This is a genomic window from Plebeiibacterium sediminum (assembly GCF_026013605.1).
Taxonomy (GTDB): domain Bacteria; phylum Bacteroidota; class Bacteroidia; order Bacteroidales; family Marinilabiliaceae; genus Saccharicrinis; species Saccharicrinis sediminus.
Genome location: NZ_JAPDPJ010000067.1, coordinates 1 through 21,880 on the forward strand (window position 1 = coordinate 1; position 21,880 = coordinate 21,880).

At 32.9% G+C, this 21,880-nt stretch carries 16 protein-coding genes; 6 read left to right on the forward strand and 10 right to left on the reverse strand.

From position 1 onward, the window contains the following. Window positions 1–118 precede the first annotated feature (118 nt). Window positions 119–811, forward strand: coding sequence for a DNA/RNA nuclease SfsA (gene sfsA, locus OM075_RS20280; protein ID WP_301192380.1), 693 nt, complete (start codon window positions 119–121; stop codon window positions 809–811). 35 nt (window positions 812–846) lie between these two features. Here the strand turns inward: sfsA and OM075_RS20285 are convergent, their stop codons facing one another. From OM075_RS20285 to OM075_RS20305, 5 genes are all read right to left on the reverse strand, one after another. Next, window positions 847–4,593 (reverse strand): DEAD/DEAH box helicase, encoded by a 3,747-nt coding sequence (locus OM075_RS20285; protein ID WP_301192381.1) that lies wholly within the window; start codon window positions 4,591–4,593, stop codon window positions 847–849. 294 nt (window positions 4,594–4,887) lie between these two features. Further along, window positions 4,888–5,304: an acyl-CoA thioesterase gene (locus OM075_RS20290; RefSeq protein WP_301192382.1), complete on the reverse strand. Its 417-nt coding sequence runs from the start codon at window positions 5,302–5,304 to the stop codon at window positions 4,888–4,890. A 2-nt stretch (window positions 5,305–5,306) separates the two neighbouring features. After that, window positions 5,307–6,338, reverse strand: a complete 1,032-nt coding sequence (locus OM075_RS20295; protein WP_301192383.1) for a threonine aldolase family protein — start codon at window positions 6,336–6,338, stop codon at window positions 5,307–5,309. 111 nt (window positions 6,339–6,449) lie between these two features. Continuing rightward, window positions 6,450–6,989, reverse strand: coding sequence for a glutathione peroxidase (locus OM075_RS20300; protein ID WP_301192384.1), 540 nt, complete (start codon window positions 6,987–6,989; stop codon window positions 6,450–6,452). A 116-nt stretch (window positions 6,990–7,105) separates the two neighbouring features. After that, window positions 7,106–7,999 (reverse strand): sugar phosphate isomerase/epimerase family protein, encoded by an 894-nt coding sequence (locus OM075_RS20305; protein WP_301192385.1) that lies wholly within the window; start codon window positions 7,997–7,999, stop codon window positions 7,106–7,108. Window positions 8,000–8,215: 216 nt separating this feature from the next. On the opposite strand from OM075_RS20305, the gene OM075_RS20310 reads away from it, so the two are divergent. The 3 genes from OM075_RS20310 (at window position 8,216) to OM075_RS20320 (ending at window position 10,050) form a co-directional block, all read left to right on the forward strand. Further along, on the forward strand, window positions 8,216–8,641 hold the full coding sequence (locus OM075_RS20310; RefSeq protein ID WP_301192386.1) for a hypothetical protein: 426 nt from the start codon (window positions 8,216–8,218) through the stop codon (window positions 8,639–8,641). Window positions 8,642–8,680: 39 nt separating this feature from the next. Beyond that, on the forward strand, window positions 8,681–9,295 hold the full coding sequence (locus tag OM075_RS20315) for a trimeric intracellular cation channel family protein (RefSeq protein ID WP_301192387.1): 615 nt from the start codon (window positions 8,681–8,683) through the stop codon (window positions 9,293–9,295). A 374-nt stretch (window positions 9,296–9,669) separates the two neighbouring features. Then, window positions 9,670–10,050, forward strand: coding sequence for a DUF1987 domain-containing protein (locus tag OM075_RS20320; RefSeq protein ID WP_301192388.1), 381 nt, complete (start codon window positions 9,670–9,672; stop codon window positions 10,048–10,050). Window positions 10,051–10,186: 136 nt separating this feature from the next. On the opposite strand, the gene OM075_RS20325 is transcribed toward OM075_RS20320, so the two are convergent. Continuing rightward, a complete protein-coding gene (locus tag OM075_RS20325; protein WP_301192389.1) occupies window positions 10,187–11,854 on the reverse strand; it encodes an alpha-amylase family glycosyl hydrolase in 1,668 nt (555 codons plus the stop codon). Window positions 11,855–12,006: 152 nt separating this feature from the next. After that, window positions 12,007–13,686 (reverse strand): T9SS type A sorting domain-containing protein, encoded by a 1,680-nt coding sequence (locus tag OM075_RS20330; RefSeq protein ID WP_301192390.1) that lies wholly within the window; start codon window positions 13,684–13,686, stop codon window positions 12,007–12,009. 394 nt (window positions 13,687–14,080) lie between these two features. On the opposite strand from OM075_RS20330, the gene OM075_RS20335 reads away from it, so the two are divergent. Then, window positions 14,081–14,464 carry a BlaI/MecI/CopY family transcriptional regulator gene (locus OM075_RS20335; protein ID WP_301192391.1) on the forward strand — a complete coding sequence of 128 codons (384 nt, stop codon included), beginning with the start codon at window positions 14,081–14,083 and terminating at the stop codon, window positions 14,462–14,464. Between the two features lie 3 nt (window positions 14,465–14,467). Beyond that, the gene (locus tag OM075_RS20340) at window positions 14,468–16,294 is read left to right on the forward strand and encodes a M56 family metallopeptidase (protein WP_301192392.1); all 1,827 of its coding nucleotides are present in this window, start codon (window positions 14,468–14,470) and stop codon (window positions 16,292–16,294) included. A gap of 64 nt (window positions 16,295–16,358) precedes the next feature. Here OM075_RS20340 and OM075_RS20345 read toward each other — a convergent pair whose 3' ends face one another. From OM075_RS20345 to OM075_RS20355, 3 genes are all read right to left on the reverse strand, one after another. Next, entirely contained in the window at window positions 16,359–18,986 is a 2,628-nt protein-coding gene (locus OM075_RS20345; RefSeq protein ID WP_301192393.1) for a valine--tRNA ligase, read from the reverse strand. A 268-nt stretch (window positions 18,987–19,254) separates the two neighbouring features. Continuing rightward, on the reverse strand, window positions 19,255–20,505 hold the full coding sequence (locus OM075_RS20350; protein ID WP_301192394.1) for a TlpA disulfide reductase family protein: 1,251 nt from the start codon (window positions 20,503–20,505) through the stop codon (window positions 19,255–19,257). Window positions 20,506–20,550: 45 nt separating this feature from the next. Next, window positions 20,551–21,810, reverse strand: a complete 1,260-nt coding sequence (locus OM075_RS20355; RefSeq protein WP_301192395.1) for a TlpA disulfide reductase family protein — start codon at window positions 21,808–21,810, stop codon at window positions 20,551–20,553. Between the last annotated feature and the right edge of the window lie 70 nt (window positions 21,811–21,880).

The window sequence follows — 21,880 nt, forward strand, 5'->3', positions numbered from 1 at the left end:
GATGTAATTTTGTCACACTAACCATTTTTAGTTACCCAAATCCAAGGGGGTCAATATGACCGGAATGAGGGGTCAACATCACCGGAATATCTACCTAAAGAAAATACATTAAAATCATATGAAATTTAAATCAAAGTTAGTACCGGGAAAACTAATCAGAAGATATAAAAGATTTTTAACTGATGTAGAATTGGAAGATGGCAGCACTGTAATTGCTCACTGTACTAATTCAGGAAGTATGAAAACATGTATAGAAGAAGGTGCCCCTGTTTATTTAACTCAGCATAACGATCCCAAACGAAAAACTCAATTTACATGGGAAATGATTTTTATAAATAATCATTGGATTGGAATCAATACCAGTGTACCAAATATTCTGGTTTACGAAGCTGTAAGAGACCAAATCATCCCTCAATTAAACATGTATACCAACGTAAAACGTGAAGTTAAATTTGGTGATAGCAGATTTGATGTTTTTGCAGAAAACGAGGCTGAGAAGTGTTTTATTGAAGTTAAAAATGTCACTCTTCGCGAAGGTAATAAAGCAACGTTCCCAGACGCTGTAACCACCAGAGGTTTAAAACATTTGAACACTTTGATTGAAGTAAAAAAGGCCGGAATGAGAGCGGTTATGTTTTATGTAATACAAAGACAGGATATTGAGAGTTTTTCACCTGCAAAAGACATTGATCCGAAGTATGCGGAAGGCCTGAAAGAAGCCATTAATAATGGTGTGGAAGTGATTCCATACATGGCCAATGTTACACCTGAAAAAATTGAATTATTAAAGGAAATACCATTCTATATTTAAATGGTATTTCCTTTTAAAATTCTTCTTGATGTGTATTAAGAAAACAAATCTTTAATATCATCTGCCTCGAGTGTCTTCATGATATTCTCATCTGTTTGAACAATATCACCGGCTATCTTTTTCTTTTTATTCTGAAGATTCAGTATTTTCTCTTCCACTGTGTCCTTACAAATCATTCTGTAAGCAAATACTTTCTTATCCTGACCTATTCTGTAACATCGGTCAATGGCCTGATTTTCTACTGCAGGATTCCACCATGGATCGATGATATAAACGTAATCGGCAGCAGTAAGATTCAATCCTGTTCCTCCAGCTTTTAAACTAATCAGGAATACACGCAAGTCATCATTATTCTGAAAGTTCTCAACTGAACGTTCCCTTTGAGTTGTTGAACTCTTCCCGTCTAAATATTCAAACTCGATATTGCGCTTATTTAATTCATTTTTAATCAGTCCTAACATTTTAACGAACTGAGAAAAAATCAAAATCTTATGTTTAGATGTTTTATCTGTAATATGCTGAATAATCTCCTTAATCTTAACCGATTCAGAAGTATCGATATTATCATCATTAATTAATACCGGAGAATCACAAATCTGGCGCAAACGAGTAAGCGCCTCAAGCACCATCATTTTACTTTTTCCAACACCATCTTCATCAATCTTACCCAAAAGTTTATTTCTAAATTCATTGCGATAAGCATCATACACTTTACGTTGTGCTTTATCCATTTCACAATAAATTACATCTTCTGTTTTTGCCGGAAGTTCTTTGGCAACGCGTTCTTTTGTTCTGCGTAAAATAAAAGGATTTATCAAACGTTGAAGCTCGGCTGCAATATTCTCATCGCCTTCCTTATCAATCATGTTCGAAAAGTTTTCTTTGAAAGCAGAAACCCCTCCAAAAAATCCTCTGTTTACAAAGCTCATTTGAGCAAACAAGTCAAAAGTACTATTCTCAATAGGAGTACCAGATAAGGCTATTCTGTTTTTAGCATTGATTAAGCTTACAGCCTTATATCTTCGGGATGCTGGGTTTTTAATAGCTTGAGATTCATCCAGAATAACATAGTTAAATCTGAAATTGCGTAAAAACTCAACATCTCTCAACAACACCCCATATGAGGTAAATACAATATCAAAAGCTTCAAAAGCGTCTGTACTTAAAGCCCTGTTTGGTCCATAATGATAATACGCACTGATATTTGGAGCAAACTTTTCTATTTCCTTTTGCCAGTTAAAAAGTAAAGTGGTTGGTACAATAATCAGGTTTGTTGTATCATCTTTACTCAGGATATGCTGCAAGAATGTAAGCACTTGAAGGGTTTTACCCAATCCCATATCATCAGCCAAGATACCACCCCATCCCATTTCATCCAGGAAGTTTAACCAGTTTAAGCCTTCTTTCTGATAAGGACGAAGCTCTGCTTTGATTTCATCAGGCACCACCGTTTTGGAGATTTCTGTAAATTGAGCCAATCGTCTTCGCTTATCTGCCACTTCATTAATGATTTCTACATCATCAATCTCATCAAACAACTCATCAATAATAGAAAACCTAAGTTTTGAAACCGTTAGTTTTCCATCTTTAACCTCACCATGTCTAAAGTACTTTTCAAGCTTATGCATCCATTCTGATGGCAATAAACCTACTTTTCCATTAGCTAACTGAATATATTTCTGTTTATTTAAAATGGCTTTTTTAATATCCTTCAATGCAATAGTATCGTCACCAAAAGTTACCTTAATATCCACTTCAAACCAATCCTGACCACTGGAAACTGAAGTTGTTACCTTACCCTGATGTGGTGAATAATTGAAATTCTTCAATTCTTTCAAACCAAAAACCTCCACCTCAAGACTTTGCATCTTATCAAAGAATTGATAAAACCACATATTTCGGGTAAACTCATCGTAATGAAGATAAAACACTTTATCTTCTTTTTGCTCCTCAAAAAATGGGTGTAATGCCGCAATAGAATCAACAAAATCGTCTTCCAGTTCAAAGTTTCTAACATATTCCCTTACCTGGTCTTCATCCTGATGAATCAACACATTTCCAGAATGATTTAAAGCCACAGAAACACCATGATGATACTCAACCTGAGGTGTAATGATTAGATAATCATATTGCTCTGAAAGATATATTTGCTTGGATCTAAAATCCAACTCTACAGATTCTACTTCTCCGCTCCAATCTCCAAACTCAATCTCAAAATTCTTAGACAATGGTATAACCACATCAGCAATAAACTTTTGCTTATACGATTTTACCATTTTAATATTCTCTTGTCCTTCCTCAATATATTTGGCAATAGAAAAATTGGCAGGCAAATGGATAACCCCATCCATATTATAAATATGGGATTTTTTATACAGCGTTTTTAATTCTGATGGATTAAACTCAGCCTCTCCTATTTTTACTTTTAATTCTAAGCCAACAAACTTAGCATCTTCGTAAGTATGGTATTTTGCTTCCACAAACTGATCAGACACTTTTGCGGGTACTAAATCAGTCTTTTTTAACTTAAAATCACCTTGTTCCCGAACAAAAACAAAACGCTCTTTACTTAATAGTAAAATGAGTTTCTTTTTTAAAACAAATTGTTTCTTAGCCGATAAGTCCTTATCATCAAGCTCATTGATCAAATCCAATGCATTGCGCTGATTATCGGTTAAAATAATAGGCGCTTCAAACTCGTCATACTTTTTAAAACCTGATGCCAACTGTCTTTTATTCTTAGCTGGCTTGGCTGTTATAGCATATATCTCAAACTGAGGATCTTCATCAATAAAATCGTACTCATCGTACATTAATTCATCTATATCACCTCCAAAATCAATTACAAATCCCAGTGCTTTATCATCAGTTGCCCTTGGAATGTTATCCAACTCCAGGACTTCTGCATTCTGTTTTTCAATAAAGCTTAAAAATTCAACTTCCCTGATTGGTTCTATGGGTATTAATCCAACCTGATTAGGTTGATAAGCTACATCTAAACCATAATTGGGATTGAAAATATGTTTAAAATAAATTGAAAAATCATCGTCATTATCAAAACCATAGCGTTCTAATGTTTCCTGTTCAATTTTTGTCAACCCTTCATTAAATGCTATATGAAGTAAATCTGGTGTTTTAGATTCGGCAATGGTAATCAAACAGAATGTTTCCAGTTTATTTAACTTTGGAGTACCTGCTTTTATATCTGATGAAATATATACTTTATCTTCATGCTTTACGATCGTAACACTGGTTTCTTTTCTATAATCATCAAATAACTCAAAAATAACCTGATGATTATTAATGATTACATCTTTAATTTTTATTCCGCGTGATGAGTATTTTATATCATTTAAAACACTAAACGACGAATATTTCTTGATTAAATCAGCATCTATAAATCTATAATCTTCTAATAAAAAGCCATGAGCTGTGCGTAATGAGGAATTCGAAGTCACTTCATTTTGCATATCTAAAGGCATTGCCTTATCTCCGGCATCTACAATGTATAATAAAGAAGCTACCGTATGCTTACAAATTGTTCCCCATTCAAAAGGACAGGTACATTTAGAATGAATATCTTCCTTATTTAAATCCTTAATGATAACGGTGTATCGCTGAGATCCCTGTACGGCAAAATGCCATGCATCAGAAGCATCACTTTTATATGTTAGATTTACTGCTCCTTCATCATACAAGTCTTTTCCTTTTTGGATTACAGCATCAGTTGCCTTAAACTTGATAAACCTTTCTATATAATCTTTCTTCGTATGCTCTGGCATAATGATCTTACTTTTTCAAATAGCCTGCAAAAATACAAAGAGTATTTTAGGAAGTGAAATATTTTTAGAGGATTAAGTATTACAAATCAAGGCTCACCTGTTAAAAACATCCCTAACAAAGTGAATATGAATTATCACCACATTTTACAAAAACTGATAAAAATTATGGTAAGCCTAAAAATATATTTAACGGCAAATAGAAAAAAGAATGCATGAAGCGTAAGTTGCATATACAAAAAAGGCTCCTAAATCATTAAGAGCCTTTGGTATTATTAACTGATATCAGATGATCATTTAATTGCGCTTCAACGCCACATCTTTCAGTGCCTGAGCAATTTCTTCAGAAACCCCTAATTTTCCATTTATTAAGGATGTTGTGGTAATGACACCTTTTAAACAAACCTTATTATCGGACAATCTGTAAATATCCTGATAAAACATGTATTTAATGCCATGATGCTCAGCTCTTAGTTTAACCACAAACTTATCATTACTTTGCAGAGGCGTTTTATAAGATAAATCCGCCCTAGCCACTACAGCTACTACGCCCTTATCAAATAATTCTTTAAAATTTAAACCTATGGCATCTAAAAACTCATGTCTCGTATGTTCCAGGTAATTCTGGTATACAGAATTATTTACAATCCCCTGAAGATCACACTCGTAGTCACGAACTTTAAATTCAAGTTCAAAATCATATTGTTGAGCCATAACTATTCTTTTAAAAGCTTTTTAATTAGCGTTACAAATTTTTCGATATCCTCCTCCTGTGTGTCAAAAGAATTCATCCAGCGCACCTCACACTTACTCTCATCCCACATATAAAAGAAAAACTCTTTTTGTAATGGCTCTATAATTTTTTCTGGAACAATAGCGAATACTCCATTACTATCAACACTCTGGGTAATTTTAATTTCTTCAATGCTTTTTAGTTCTTCTGCTAATTTCTGAGCCATTTTATTAGAATGAGAAGCATTACGTTTCCATAAATCATCAGTAAGTATAGCCAAAAACTGAGCAGCGGTAAAACGCATTTTTGAATTTAACTGAGCCGTTTGCTTTCTTATATATTTTACGGCCTCAGTGTTTTGATTAAAGAATAAAACAGCCTCACCAAACATCAATCCATTTTTGGTTCCTCCAAACGACAATACATCAACTCCTGCATCTACCGTCATTTCTTTAAATGAGCAACCTAAAGAAACTGCAGCATTTGCCAATCGGGCTCCATCCATATGTAAATACATATTATTGGCATGAGCATAATCAGCCAAAGCTTTAATTTCATCTATAGAATAAACCGTACCTAATTCTGTAGCCTGTGTAATACTAATCATTTTAGGTTGTGAATGGTGCTCAAAACCAAAACCATGCATATGCTTTTTTAAAGCATCTATGGTTAATTTTCCGTCTTTTGTTTCAACGGGCAATAACTTACATCCACTATGTTTTTCTGGCGCCCCACATTCATCTACATTAATATGAGCTGTCTCTGGACAAATTACAGAATGAAATGAGTTGGTTAATGCCTGTATTGCAACAACATTTGCTCCGGTTCCATTGTAAACGAAAAACACATCAGTTTGCTGACCGAATACTTCTTTAAATTTTTCAACAGCTAGTTGGGTATAATCATCACCACCATAACCAACTGCATGACCAACATTCGCCTTTTCAATAGCCTGTAAAACTTCAGGATGAACCCCCGAATTATTATCACTTGCAAATCCTCTAATATATGACATCGATACGTTTTTAATCTTTTGTTAAATTTTTCAGCACGAATTTGCAAAGATTATTTGAAACAAAAAAAACGATGTTCTCACATCGTTTTTAATATATTTTTAAAGCATACTCTATTTTGACGTTATCCACGATATAATTTCATCACTATCAGGTTTCACTTTAGGATAAAATATCTTTTCCAATTCTCCCTTTTCATTTATTAAATATTTCTGAAAATTCCATCTTACATTACTATCCTCTACTCCATTCTTCTCTTTTTCAGTGAGCCACTGATAGATTGGGGCTATATCATCACCTTTGACAGATATTTTAGCCATCATTGGAAAAGTAACTCCATAATTCTGAATACAGAAATCTCTGATTTCTTCAGCAGTTCCGGGTTCCTGTTTCATAAAATTATTAGCCGGAAAGCCAATCACTACAAAATCATCACCTCCATATTTTTTATAAATAGCCTCTAATTGCTCGTATTGAGGAGTAAATCCACATTTAGAGGCTGTATTAACTACCAATACTTTTTTCCCTTTTAATTGAGACAACTGAAAATCTTCACCTTCAAGTGTTTTTACTGTATAATCATAAAAACTTGTTTGTGCATTTGCCTGATACAATGCAAAAACAGCTATTAATAAGACTAATATACGTTTCATTTTTTTGAGTTTTGTTTTACCTTTTGTAAACACCTATTATACAAAAAGGTTTATTTAAATGCTCAATATTTAAGAAACACCCAATCCTAAATACCTATAAATCATCTGATTTTATATCAATCCATTATAGCAAGTAACCTATTTAATTCCTTAAGATTTATTCTCAGACTATCTTCCATTGGCATTGTTAATTCATCCTGATCTATAAGTACATGTTTTACATCAGAAGACTTTAGATATTTCATTATTTCATCATAATTAATACGCCCTAATCCTAATTCAATAAAATCAGTACTATCTTTCTTCATATCTTTAAAATGCCATTGTTCAACCCTATTACCCAATTGTGTAATATAAATCAACGGATCAACACCCGCAGCGTACATCCAATAAAAATCAACCTCTAGCTTTAATAAATCCGGATCGGAATTTTTTATCATCACATCATATGGCATTTCGCCTTCCATCTTAACAAATTCAAAATCATGATTATGATAGGTCAGTTGAATATTTGCCGATTTACAATATGCTCCACATTTATTTTGTAGTTCTGCCAAATGCTTATAATCATTTAGTGATTTTCTTTCTTCCGGGTGCAGCCATACATGGGTCAAATAAGGCACTTCATATTTCGACAATATTTCAACTAAAGACTCAAACCCCTTTGTTAAGGAATAAGGCTGTTCTCCATGTTGACCTGACAAAATGTGCTGTCCTATTACTTTTAAACCTAAATCGTTCACTCTGGTAAAAAATTCTTCAGGTTGGTAACCAAACAATAAACTTGTATTGTCATCCATATAAAGTTCTATCTCTTTAAATCCAACATCAGCAATCTTTTTTAAAGTGAGCCACAAATCGTTTTTAATTTCATTTCTAACGGTATACAACTGAATTCCGGGATTAATCTTATTCATAGGTTTCTTATTATTAGACATTACAACTGGACTACACAACAACAACGAAGCTTTTGCTATTATATTAATAAAGGCTCTTCTGGAATAAATCATAAAACAAGGTTTAAAATTACTTTTATCCTTTTTTTCAATACAAAACAATCAAATGATTAGGGTTAAACAATTAAAATAACACTTTTTAAACTTAATTACCACTTAATAACTAGGGTTTAATTTTTACAAATGCTATTTTTACAATGTCATTAATATTTTTAACAAGCTATATCGTTTTAAATATAGTAAATTTCAAACCCTGTAAACAGATTTATTATGGCTGTATTTCATTGGCAAGATCAAGACAAAGACTGGAAGTTTTATTATGATGAAGGAAAATCGTATTTAAAAACCTGCAAGAAACTAATTGTCAACAGAGGTCCTTTTGACAATGAATTCCTATATAACTTATCCATACTTGCTGGAGAAAGACTTGTGTTAGGAATGTTATTAAGCTATGATTATATCCCTGCCTCTACTTCATTGGCTGGAATGCTGCAAGAAGGCAAAGAGTTTTATACTTTAAAAGATGAACTTATTGAAGGAAATCGTTTCCTAAATAAATTCCAAACATTCTGCTCTCTTGAAGTTGTACCTTTTACTGCTCCCCAGGATGAGGAAATGAAAAAGATTATTGATTACATTATTGTAATTGATGAATTCTGCGATGAAAATTTAAATAAAGAAGCAGTATTGGTTTAAAGCAATTAGCTACATTTGCCGAAAATTTAAAATGTAGCAATGAATTTATTGGATTTTGCCGATTACGCGGGTACTTTTGCCTTTGCAGTTAGTGGTACACTTTCAGCATCAGAAAAAAAACTTGATCTTTTTGGAGCTTCATTTATAGGGTTTATTACGGCCGTTGGTGGAGGAACTATGAGAGATCTACTAATGGGTAATACCCCTGTTACATGGGTAAAAAACGTTGATTACTTCTTATTAATCTTCAGTGCAATCATTTTTACATTTATATTCTTTAAACGCGTAATTAAATTAAAACACACATTATTTCTTTTTGACACAATTGGAATAGGTGTATTTACCATAATTGGGATTGATAAAGCACTTATTTACGATTTATCTGCACCTATATGCATGGTAATGGGACTTTCTTCTGCTGTTGTAGGCGGTGTTATCAGAGATACTTTATGTAACGATGTTCCTTTAATCTTTCACAAAGAAATATATGCAACAGCCTGTATTGTAGGTGGTACAATTTATTTACTATTAGATTTTTTTAATGTAAACCTTTACTTTTCACAAATAGCCACTATTACATCCATTATTATTATCAGACTATTAGCTGTTAAATATAATCTAAGTTTACCTAAAGTAACATTTGCTCAAAAATAACAATTCTAATAATCCAATCATTAAGTTAGAAATACAGTTATTTTGATTAATATAATCAATAACACACACACTTAATACATTGTATTAATGAATATTAACCAACACCTCCCTAAATAATCCAACAGTCACCACATCTTTTTTTTATAAATTACGATAACCTTATCTAAAAACATTCGTAATACAATTCATCTTTATTAACCTAAAAAAACTTTACACCTGCAAAGTATAGGACGGGACAAACTATTCTTTGCATTATTAATATGATAGATTTTAATGTAAACGAAATATTCGTGAATTTTGACCGGCCCTACCCCAATGCTTGATCCAAATTCATCGACTATTTAATCTGGCCACCAGAGATAAACTTTTAAGCGATGACAAACATCATACACACACAGGAAACCAACACAACCCCTCAAGTCATTTTAGATTCTGAAAAGGGGCTTATTTCATTCAAAGGGAAAATAGTTACTGTTGACTGCGATTCATTGTTCAAACCAGTATTTAATTGGTTAAATGAATACATTATTTCCCCATGCTCTCAAACTCAAATAAACATTCAACTTGATTACTTTAATACAATTAGTACTAAGTATCTAATCATCTTATTTCGTAAAATTGAAGCTCAATTATTAAATAATAACAACATTAAAGTTAGTTGGTATTATGATGTTGAAGATGAAGATATGATTGAAATTGCTGAAGATTTTCAATCGGTGACTAATATTCCATTTGAATTAGTTGAAATCGATTAGTTGACTATTTTTTTACACTTAAACAATCGTACTAGCATAAAAAAACAAAGCGATTTCATCTTTGAAATCGCTTTGCAAACACACAAAATAAATTAACTAAGTAATATTATTACTTCATCTGAATTTTCAACTATAATTATAAGGATAGCAACACTATATCAAAACCTGAATCTACTGTTACTTTTCCGTTTTTAACTATCACCTTTTTACCTGAATAAAAATCAGTTAATGTCTCACCATCTGTAAACACCTCAGCAACATTTATCTCTTTTACTCCAGCATTAAGATCTAAGCCCACAACTACTTTATTGGTGTAATCTCCATTAACATATACTCTTTCAAAAATATATGGTTCCTGACTAATCATTTTATGAACACCTGCACCAACAGCTGGATTTGCAGCTCTAAACTGCCCCAATTTCTGATAATGCGAAAGCAGATCTTTTGTTGCAACATCATTAACCAGGCTATTTGATTCTATATCATCCCAATTCATAAAAGAACGTAAAGTTGCATCTCCATTAGTTCCCTCAATATTCAAATTACGATTGGTTTCATCTCCATAATATATTTGTGAAGCACCGGGTGTTAACAATAGCATATTTGCTGCCTTAAAAGCCTTTTCCCTATTCTTATCAAAAGGTTGACCATCATCATGAGATGTAAGGTAATTTAATATGGTTTTACCTTTTAATTCTGTATGAAGCAGGTTTGAATATTTTGAAAACACCGACTCATAATCCTTATTCGCATCTGACTTTAATTCAAAATTTATTAATGCATCCATACCATTTGCATAATAGTCAACCTGAACGCCACCATTATCAAACATTCTTCCTGTAGAAACCCCATAATTATACACTTCACCAACTGTGTAAAATTCGTTATCATCTAAAACCTTATCCGGATTTGCAAGTTTCCATTCTTCAAATGCTTTTGAGGCTTGCTGATTTAATTCTGCCCAAATAGAAGCTTCTGTATGTTTTGCTGTATCAATTCTATATCCGTCAACACCATATTTTTTCACGAAATCAATCAACCATTTCATAATATAAAACCTTGGTGCACGAGGATATCCGGTTGCAGCGAAAAATGCATTTAACTCTTCCATTTCCTGAGCCAAACGACCTTCATTTTCCCATTTTTCCAAAAGAACATCCGGCAAATTAACTTCATCATTGCTTTCAGTCCTTACATCTGGAAGGTTTTCTACAAGCGTACAGGTAACTGTATTTTCATAGGTATCATAAGTACATTTTGGTGATGTTCTGACCCACTCCTCATTATAAACCGGATCAATTGGTGTAACAGGACCTGTGTGATTAATTACAACATCCATAACAACACGAATTCCTTTTTGATGAGCTGCATCAACCATTGCAGCAAACTCTTCTTCTGTACCCCAGTTAGGATCAATACTGGTCCAATCTTTTGCCCAGTAACCATGATATGCGTAGGTATTACCAGTTCCTTCATCCACTGAACCATGAATTTGTTCAGCAATTGGAGAGAACCATAGTGCATTAACTCCCAGATCAGTAAAGTAACCTTCATTGATTTTTTTGATGATTCCTTTAAAATCACCTCCCATAAAACCTCGCAAAACACCGGTTTCGCCAGTTCTTTCAAAATTTACATCATTGGTAGAATCACCATTGCAAAAACGATCGGTTAATAGAAAGTAAACATTTGCATTCTCCCATAAAAATGGAGCAGCTTTTTTAACTACATCTGCCTGTTTTGTACCAGGATTACAAGATGCAACTATTGCTAAAATAAATAGCGGTAGAAATTTTTTAATCATTGGTAAATAATTAGTTTTTGACTGAATTTTCAGTTCAAAGATAGTAATATCAACCACCCCTCAAAACCTTTACCACACTGCGATACATGCCTCTAATGCAAGTTTTTTAGATTGCAACCGTTTGCGATGTACACCATTTTTTTTGAAAAAAATTAATGTTTCACTTGTAATTTTTTAGAGATGGTAATATTTCCTGAAGTAATTTGAATAAAATACAATCCATTACTTAAATGATCTACATAAACATTTGCAGAGCTATAAGCTTCCATACTATATACCTTATCTCCAGTAATATTATAAATATCAATTTGTTTTACAGAAGCATCCGGCATATCGATGGTTACTTTATGATTGCCAGGGTTTGGATATATTTTAACTTGCTTAGCATATTCATCTTCAATACCACTCTTATCTTCAACATAAAACGACTGAAATGCCTCTGCACTTTCATATTGATCATCACCATTATGATAGGCCCTTATAGTAACATTTCCAGCATCTTCCAGGGTTACTACATTACCTTCAATACTTACGTTACCTTCAATCACTTCAAATGATACATCAAATCCTAAACTTGAAGTAGCCACCAATTCAAATGGTGAATCACTTAACTTTTTATCACTTATTGCATCAAATTCGATGGTTTGCTCATATTTATTTATAGTTACAGGAACTACATTTGAAAAAGCTGGTGAATAAGTATCATTACCAGTTTGAATAGCCTGCAATAAAACTTCACCTCCTGTATTAAAAGTGACCTGATTTCCATCAACTGTAACATTTCCTTTCAATACAATATATTCTACAGGTAAATCAGAACTGTTTGTTGCGGATAAAGTAACTGTTGATCCTACTATTTGATCCTCCACATCTTCCAGGGTAATTGTTTGAGCAGTTTTTACATCGTCGATCTTTAATCTTATCATTACCGGATCATGATCTGAAATGGTAACATCACCAACATAATTATTATTGATCAAAGCTTCATTTTCATCATATAACTCATTCGAGATACTAATATGGTCAATTTCGGCTCCAGCTACCTCCATAAAGTTTAAATGATCATCTGCATACCAATTATCATAAGGACCAGGTGTGTTTGTATCATCGTTATAATCACCCAATACAATGATATTATCGTTTCCATAATCTGTAACTAAGGTGTTTAATAAAAAATCACCATCATTTTCTCTCCTGTCTTCACTATCAGAACAACATTTGGCATGAATATTCACAAAATTAATGATCTGATTTTTTCCGTTAACTGAAACTATCGCTTTTAAAAAATAAGGCAATCTTCCACTACTCCAAAATGAAGGAGCATAACCATTATAACCTTCAATAGTCTGCGTTCTTGAGCTTTCATAGATATCATCAAACAAAGGAAATTGTTCAATTAAAGAAACACTTTGTGTGTTTAGTATATAACAAACACATTGGGATGGATATGAGGTTGATGGCTCATTAAAAGAAAAGCTATAACGATCTGAAGCAAAACCAACATATTTTTCAGTGCCGGCCTCTTCATTTAATTTATTAACCAACTCTTGCAGGTAAAAACCATTAACTCTATCATTTACTACTTCCTGCAAAGCGTAAACATCAGCATCCAAAGACAATATGGTTGAGCTTACATCTGTCAATTGTTTATCATATGAGTAGGTAGCTGATGAGCGTATTGGAGCACCGAACCATTCCAAATTCCAGGTTACAACATCCAGTGTTTTATCCTTATCCAATGAAGAAGCATCTTCCTGAGCCAGACAATTTATTGACAAAACTGTATTAAACAATACAATAAGAGCTATACTTACCAAAACTTGATTCTTCATTACCTTGTACATAATCTAATTTACTTAAACACGATATCTGAATATAAGAACAACAATAATATCCAGATTAATTTTTTTTACGTGTCAAAAATACAAACATTATAACATAATACATCAACATTAAAGTTAATTAATAATCATTTAATTCTAATAATCCAGTAGTTTTAATGCTTGATTAAGTCTTTTATTTATTAATCTTTACGGACTAAATACATTCATTTACTAACTCACCTAAAATTTCCGTAACCATAGATTTACCGTCCAAGTGGTCGGAAAACCCAACTCCTGTACAACATTACTTTTTATAAACTTTTTTACCCTTTAGTATTGCTATTACGACAAAAGTCGTATAACTTTGTACGACAAGGGTCGTAATAAATAAAACTATATACTCATGGAAAAGATAACTCCCACAGCAGCAGAACTTGAAGTTTTAAATATTTTATGGAAAGAAGAACCTTTAACTGTGAAGGAAATCCATGAATTAATAAGCTCAAGCAAAAATGTTGGTTATACAACCACACTTAAAATTATGCAAAAAATGACCACTAAAGGTTTATTAAACAGAAAAGCCAATGGTAAGAGTCATTTATATTATGCAACCTATAAAAAGGATGAAACCAGAGGCCGTTTATTGGATCGTTTCATTGATTCTGCATTTAGCGGATCCGCATCATCATTAGTCATGCAACTTCTAGGAAATAAAAAAACATCCAAAGAAGAGCTTGATGAGATAAAAAAGGTTATTGAACAAATGGAAAACGAAACTAATTCTTAAACTATGAAACCAATACAAAGTATTTTTCCACCGGAAATAACAGAAGCATTAGGATGGACAATCGTTCATTCACTGTGGCAAGGAACAATTCTGTTAATGATCTTATTAATACTACTAAGTATTTTAAGAAAGTACAGTTCTCAAGTGAGGTATTTTATTTCATTTACCATCATTGTGATCATGCTTGGATGGTCAATATCTACTTTTGTTAACTCCTATAACTATGCAAAAGAAAAACAAAACGTAAAGTATGAACTGCTTCAAAACCCTGAATATTTTAAAAATTTAGTGAACCAAAGTATCGATAATACACAGGCAGAACAGACTCAGAGCTTTAATATTAAATTGATAAAAACCCGTGCCTGGTTTCAACGAAACTTCCCTTTATTCCTTTCTGTATGGTTGATTGGTATCGCCTTATTCACCGTTCGTTTACTTGGCGGACTCGCCTATAACAGGCGCCTGAGAGGCCTGCAATTATTACCTTTTGAAGAAAAGTGGATTGAAAAGATGGTTGAATTTTCACAAGAACTTAAGATCAACAAAATAATAAAAGCATTTAAATCGCCTCATACCAATACACCCATAACACTTGGGTTTATGAAACCTATCATTTTGTTTCCGGTAAAAGCATTTACAGGTTTAACTGAAAAAGAAATTGAAGCTATTATCGCTCATGAGTTAGCACACATAGTACGAAATGATTATCTGTTTAATATTATACAATCTATTATTGAAATTCTGTTTTTCTTCCACCCTGCCGTATGGACCATTTCAAAATGTATCAGAGACGAAAGAGAGCACAGTTGCGATGAGATTGCCATTCAACTAACCGGAGACAAGGTGACTTATGCCAAAGCTTTAACCAACGCTCAAATTTTCAGCAGTAATGAAGAAGCTCTATCAATGGCTTTTGGTAAAAAGCAAGGTAATTTATTAGAGAGAATTAAACGCATTCAAAAAAACAGATCGATGAAATCACACGTTACAGAAAGAATAATTGCTTCTTTTATAGTCATAAGTAGTATTTTCCTAGTTTCCTTTTCTGTTGGAAATCAAAACATGTATCAAAATTTAAACGAAGCTAATTCAGAATTAAGCACCAACGATTCTGTTAAAGTTATTGTTGTAAATAAAGACATTAATATACCAACAAAACAAGAAAGAGACAGCTTGATTAAAGTAGTTGAAGCCAATATTAAAGTAGCCAATGAAAATCAATCCAATATTGGTAAAGAAGTTGAACAAGCCATTGAAATTGCCCTAAGTGAGAAAGATAGAGCGCTGTCGCAGGAGATGTTCAAAGAAATACATTTAGCCCTTAAAGAAATTAATTTGGGTGATGTGATGAAACAAGCTCAAATTGAAATCAAAGCGGCTATGGATTCCATTAACATGGATTCGATAAACATGGAGATAAAACTTAGTCTTCAGGAAGCACGCGAAGAAATTGCCAGAGAAATGGAATTACATCATTTAAACTCAGATAGTCTTGGCGATTGTATAGAAGCTCAAAAATTAGGATTAGAAGCTGCTAAAACCGGAATTGAGATTGCTGCAGAAGTCTTGGAAAATTTAAATATTGGAGATCTTGTGGAGACTTCTTTAAAAGCTGCAAAAATTGCCGTTGAAAGTGCAAATGTTGAAATAGAGCATTTAAATATAGATTCGTTAATAAATGCTGAACTTAAAAATATTGATAGTGAGCTAGAAAAAGAAAACTTAAGCAAAGAAAGAGAACAACTCAAAAAAGAAATGGAAACCCTGAAACAGGAAATGAAACAGCTTAAAAAAGAACTTAAAGAAGCTGAAAAACAAGATAACAATTAAAGATTACACAAAACAAAAAACGCCGCAAATGCGGCGTTTTTACTATATGATACTAATACTTAAATTACTTTTTTAAGTTAGCAATACTTTCCTGTAAAGCCTTAATTTTCACTTCAGCATCCTCTTGTTTCTGCTTTTCAATAGCTACCACTTTTTCTGGTGCATTATTTACAAAACGCTCATTGCTTAATTTTTTCATTACAGAATTTAAGAAACCTTGCTGGTATTTTAACTCCTCTTCTAAACGAGCAATTTCAGCATCCACATCCAATAAATCTCCCATTGGAATAAAATACTCATTAGCCTTAACCATAAAAGATAATGCTCCTGATACTTTTTCAGTTACAAAATCAATTTTTTCAGCATTGGCTAATTTTGCTAAAACGGCATCAAAGTTTTTATCGTAATTACCTGAATTATCTAAAATACTCAATGCTATAACCTCTTTATTGGCTATATTCTTTTGCTTACGAACATTACGAACTCCAACAATAGCTTCTTTTGTTAATTCAAAATCAGCTAGTACTTTTTCATCCGTATCAGTAGCTACTGGCATTTCTGAAACCATTATACTTTCACCATCTTTTCTGTCAGTCAGCAATTGCCATATTTCTTCTGAAATAAATGGCATAAATGGGTGAAGTAATCTTAATATCTTATCAAAATTATCGATTGTTGCTTGATAAGTCTTCGCATCAATAGGCTGTTGATATCCAGGCTTCACAATTTCAAGATACCATGATGAAAAATCATCACGGAATAATGTATAAACTGTCATTAAAGCATCCGAAATACGGAACTTATTGAAATGATCATCAACCAATGCAATGGTTTGATTCAATTTTTGAGCAAACCATTCAATTCCCTTTGCAGCACTTTCCGGCTGAGCAATAGATTCATCTACATTCCATCCTTTAACCAAACGGAAAGCATTCCATATTTTGTTAGAAAAATTACGTCCTTGCTCTGTTAAACTATCATCGAACAATAAATCACCACCTGCAGGTGAACATAACAACATTCCTACACGAACACCATCAGCACCATATTTTGCAATTAAATCCAATGGATCCGGTGAGTTACCCAATTGCTTACTCATTTTACGGCCTTGCTTATCTCTAACCATTCCGGTAAAATAAACATTTTTAAATGGGAAAGTTCCTCTAAATTCGTAGCCAGCCATAATCATACGAGCCACCCAGAAAAAGATAATATCATGACCTGTTACCAAGTCACTTGTTGGATAATAGTAATCTATCTCGTCTTTTTCAGGATTAAAACCATCAAATACAGATATTGGCCATAACCATGATGATGCCCATGTATCCAATACATCTTCTTCTTGTCTAAGATCAGCTTCTGTCAACTCCGGATTCCCAGCTTTTTCTCTTGCTAATTTTAAGGCTTCCTCTATATTTTTTGCAACAACAAAATCGCCATTATCCAAATAATAAACAGGAATACGATGTCCCCAATATAACTGACGCGAAATACACCAATCTTTCACATTTTCCATCCAGTGACGGTAAACATTTTTAAATTTTGGTGGATGAAACTGTACTTCATCAGTCATAACAGCATCTAAGGCTGTTTTAGCCATATCTGTCATTTTAAGGAACCACTGCGTTGATAATTTTGGTTCAATAACAGCACCTGTTCTTTCTGAGCATCCTACTTTATTATCGTAATCCTCGACTTTTAAAAGGTTTCCTGCCTTTTCTAACTCAGGAATAATTTCATCTCTTACCGCAAAACGATCCTTACCTACAAACATTCCTGCAGCTTCACTTAAAGTACCATTATCATTTAAAATATCGATACTTTCCAGATTATGACGCATTCCTATTTCGTAGTCATTAATATCGTGAGCAGGTGTAATTTTTAAGCAACCAGTACCAAATTCCATATCAACATACTCGTCCTCAATAATTGGAATTGATCTGTTGATTAATGGTACCAATACTCTTTTTCCCTTCAGATGCTTAAAACGTTCATCGTTAGGGTTTATACATACTGCGGTATCACCTAAAATAGTTTCCGGACGAGTTGTAGCAATAGTTACAAACTCCTCTTCTCCTTCTATTTTATAAAGCAGATAATATAATTTCGAATGTAATTCTTTGTAAACAACTTCTTCATCTGACACTGCTGTTAAAGCATCCGGATCCCAATTTACCATTCTAACACCACGATAAATCAATCCTTTTTCATATAGCTTAACAAAAGTATCAATAACCGCTTCACTTCTGGTTTCATCCAAAGTAAAACAAGTTCTGTCCCAATCACATGAAGCTCCAAGCTTTTTTAATTGCTCAAGGATAATACCTCCATGTTTATCAGTCCATTCCCATGCATGTTTTAAAAACTCATCGCGTGATAAATCAGCTTTATCAATACCATCATTTTTTAATTTTGCTACAACCTTAGCTTCTGTAGCAATTGACGCATGGTCAGTACCAGGAACCCAACAAGCATTTTTACCCAACATACGAGCTCTTCGTACTAAAATATCCTGAATTGTATTATTCAGCATATGTCCCATGTGCAAAACACCTGTAACATTTGGTGGTGGAATGACGACCGTATAAGGCTCTCTTTCATCCGGTTCTGAATGAAAAAACTTTTGGTCCATCCAATACTTATACCATTTGTCCTCCGTTTCGGCGGGATTGTACGTGCTTGCTAATTCCATTTTTAAATTATTATTTAGATGTTTAAATCATTATTTATCGGTAAAAGGCAAATCATATAAACTTTACCAACCATAAATAACAACCTAAATTATTTATTCGTTTTTTAATAAGCTGCAAAAATATAAAAAATACCACACACAAGAACACCTCTAAAGTCTGTTTATTTTGAATAATTAAATCTAACGCTGATTTTTAACCATCAACAAATAAAAAAGGCCGGATAATATTTCATTAACCGACCTCCAATACACATTATTAATCTACCTATTACTCAAAAACCTTCTCTAAAATAATATCGAGGTTATAACCTCTTACTCCTGCTTTTACAATTTTACCATCGGGTCCAACAATAATAACATAAGGAATACCCATAATATTGTAATTATTAAATATTTCACTATCAAAATCAGCCTGATACTGAGCCCAAGGCATATCCTCCTGCTCCATAGCTTTCAACCATGCTTTTTTCGATTTTGTAATGTCGTCTGCAGAAATACTAACCACATCAAATCCTTGTTCATGATATTGATTGTATAACTTTTTAACATGTGGAATTGCATCTCTGCAGTAGCCACACCATGAAGCCCAAAAATCAATCAAAGTATAATGTCCTTTAACAAACACAGAACTTAGTTGAATAGTATCTCCCTGTAAGGTAGATACTTTCCCATCCATAAAAGGTGCTCCTTTTACAAAATTCTGACAATTCTGAGCCAATACTTTCAAGGTATCTATTTGATGCTGATTATATCCTCCTGCATTTTGGAATAATGTAATCCACTTGTCAGCTTTTTCTTGATCCGGAATGGCCAGCGATTCATAATAATCAGCTGCTTTAGCAATACTTTCATCAATACGCTCTTCGTAACGGGAATCCATTGAAAGTGAAGCAAAAGCCAAATCATAAGCTACCTGACTTTGTGGATTTTCAGTAATAAACTGATCTAAAATCTCATCACGATGTTCCTGTAAATCTGTTAGTTTTAGTTGAAGCTGAATAGCCTTATTTAGTTCTTCTTCTGTTTTTTCATGAGGTAATACCCTATCTATCACAAAGTTCATACTTATAGCTGAAGCCTGATTAACAAACGGACGTGCTTTCTGTAAATATTCCTCGTATAATGTATTAGAATCTGATCCTTTAATGACAGGTCGAATGCTTAATGTATCTGTGAAATCGTAATATTTTTCGAACTCGTTAAAGTTACCCGTACAGGTTATTTCTCCATTTTCAACGTAAACCAATGAAGACTTAAATGTTGTATAAGGTGGTGTATTAGGCACAGCCAAATACAATCTAAACATCTTTGGTTGATCCAATTTACCTTTGAATTGAAAACAACCATCAATCATTTCTGCTGTATCTCCAAGGTTTGTTAAAGGATCTAAAAGCATGGCTCTACCATTTTCAACTATACCTGAAAGTTTTCCATTAATAACATAACTATCCTTTTTCTGACAGGAAACCACACTCAGCGTAAGGCATATTAATGCAATTATTTTTAATTTAATGTTCATCTGATCTTTATTAATTTAATGTTACTCATTCAAAGTGTTACGGATTTATTCATTATAAATACCTTGCAATAACAAATCCAAAGTAAGTCCTCTAACACCTGTAGCCACAATATGATGCGATGCATCAATAAGAATAATATTTGGAATAGAATATACTCCATAAGACTCCACAAAACTTGATTTTTTATTAGCCTGAAATTGTTGCCATGGCATATCCTCCTCTTTCATTGCATTGTACCATGCCTTTTTTTCTCTTTCCTTATCATAATTATCAATGGAAATACTTATGATTTTAAGTCCCTTATCCTTATAATTTTGATGAATTTGTTTTAGGTGAGGAATAAACCATCGACAAGGCATACACCATGAAGCCCAACAATCAATTAAGGTATAGCCATCTTTGTTCAATTGATCTTCAAGTGAAACGAATTCTCCTTTAACATCCCTGATTTGAGCTTTTATAAATGGTGCACCTTTTGCAATTTGTTTTTTTTGATTCCATATAAAATCTATAACATTCAATTGCTCTTGAGTAAAAGTATCCTGCTCTTTTAATAAAGTAATCCATTGATTAACCAATTCCGGTTCCGGAAACTCCATAATCTTTGAATACAAATTTCCATGGGCAACACTTTCATCAAAAACAGCTTTGTAACTATCATCATCAGTTAATGTGGCAAATACCATATCATAAGCAAATTGGGTTGCTGGATTATTGATAATAAAATTACTTTTAATGCTATCTCTTTGATATTGTAGCTTGTTTAATGTAACCTGCTTTTTAAGCATCTCCTTAAAATATGTATCAGACATATTTTCTACAGGAATGGTATCTAACAAGATCGTATTACTTACTTCTGTTGCTTTTTTTACAACCGGACGTACTTTGTTTAAATAATTATTATAAATCGCATTTAACTTACCACCCCCTATTTCTGCTCTTTGACGACTAAAGTAATTGCGATTATCTAAATCATATAATTTATTATAATCTCCGGTTATTTTTATTGCAGTATTCTCAATATACAAGAGTTCGTTTTTTTGCTGAAACCAAAATGAATCCTGATCTGTTGAAAGGGTCAATTTATATAAGGCCGGTTTGTCAACGCTTCCATTTATTTCAAATTGTCCATCCACAAAAGGAACGGTATCTATTTCTTCAGTTGATAGTTTCTCTAAAACGGCAATTCCCGTTCCTTTAATATTAGTAAACTTACCCGATAAGGTGAAACCTTTACTTTTATTACATGATGTGATGGCTATACCACATACCACAACACATAACATTAATATTTTTCTTCTCATATCTGCAAATAAAATCCGGGAATAAATACTTATTCCCGGTCATTAATTAATTTATGGTTACAAACAACTT

What these genes read in the sequence shown, in the direction of transcription:
- OM075_RS20340 (WP_301192392.1), top strand. Translation starts at nt 14,468, where the DNA reads ATGAAACCAATACAAAGTATTTTTCCACCGGAAATAACAGAAGCATTA.
- OM075_RS20305 (WP_301192385.1), bottom strand. Translation starts at nt 7,999, where the DNA reads ATGATTTATTCCAGAAGAGCCTTTATTAATATAATAGCAAAAGCTTCG.
- OM075_RS20285 (WP_301192381.1), bottom strand. Translation starts at nt 4,593, where the DNA reads ATGCCAGAGCATACGAAGAAAGATTATATAGAAAGGTTTATCAAGTTT.
- OM075_RS20355 (WP_301192395.1), bottom strand. Translation starts at nt 21,810, where the DNA reads ATGAGAAGAAAAATATTAATGTTATGTGTTGTGGTATGTGGTATAGCC.
- OM075_RS20315 (WP_301192387.1), top strand. Translation starts at nt 8,681, where the DNA reads ATGAATTTATTGGATTTTGCCGATTACGCGGGTACTTTTGCCTTTGCA.
- OM075_RS20320 (WP_301192388.1), top strand. Translation starts at nt 9,670, where the DNA reads ATGACAAACATCATACACACACAGGAAACCAACACAACCCCTCAAGTC.
- OM075_RS20310 (WP_301192386.1), top strand. Translation starts at nt 8,216, where the DNA reads ATGGCTGTATTTCATTGGCAAGATCAAGACAAAGACTGGAAGTTTTAT.
- OM075_RS20330 (WP_301192390.1), bottom strand. Translation starts at nt 13,686, where the DNA reads ATGAAGAATCAAGTTTTGGTAAGTATAGCTCTTATTGTATTGTTTAAT.
- OM075_RS20300 (WP_301192384.1), bottom strand. Translation starts at nt 6,989, where the DNA reads ATGAAACGTATATTAGTCTTATTAATAGCTGTTTTTGCATTGTATCAG.
- OM075_RS20335 (WP_301192391.1), top strand. Translation starts at nt 14,081, where the DNA reads ATGGAAAAGATAACTCCCACAGCAGCAGAACTTGAAGTTTTAAATATT.
- OM075_RS20345 (WP_301192393.1), bottom strand. Translation starts at nt 18,986, where the DNA reads ATGGAATTAGCAAGCACGTACAATCCCGCCGAAACGGAGGACAAATGG.
- sfsA (WP_301192380.1), top strand. Translation starts at nt 119, where the DNA reads ATGAAATTTAAATCAAAGTTAGTACCGGGAAAACTAATCAGAAGATAT.
- OM075_RS20350 (WP_301192394.1), bottom strand. Translation starts at nt 20,505, where the DNA reads ATGAACATTAAATTAAAAATAATTGCATTAATATGCCTTACGCTGAGT.
- OM075_RS20295 (WP_301192383.1), bottom strand. Translation starts at nt 6,338, where the DNA reads ATGTCATATATTAGAGGATTTGCAAGTGATAATAATTCGGGGGTTCAT.
- OM075_RS20290 (WP_301192382.1), bottom strand. Translation starts at nt 5,304, where the DNA reads ATGGCTCAACAATATGATTTTGAACTTGAATTTAAAGTTCGTGACTAC.
- OM075_RS20325 (WP_301192389.1), bottom strand. Translation starts at nt 11,854, where the DNA reads ATGATTAAAAAATTTCTACCGCTATTTATTTTAGCAATAGTTGCATCT.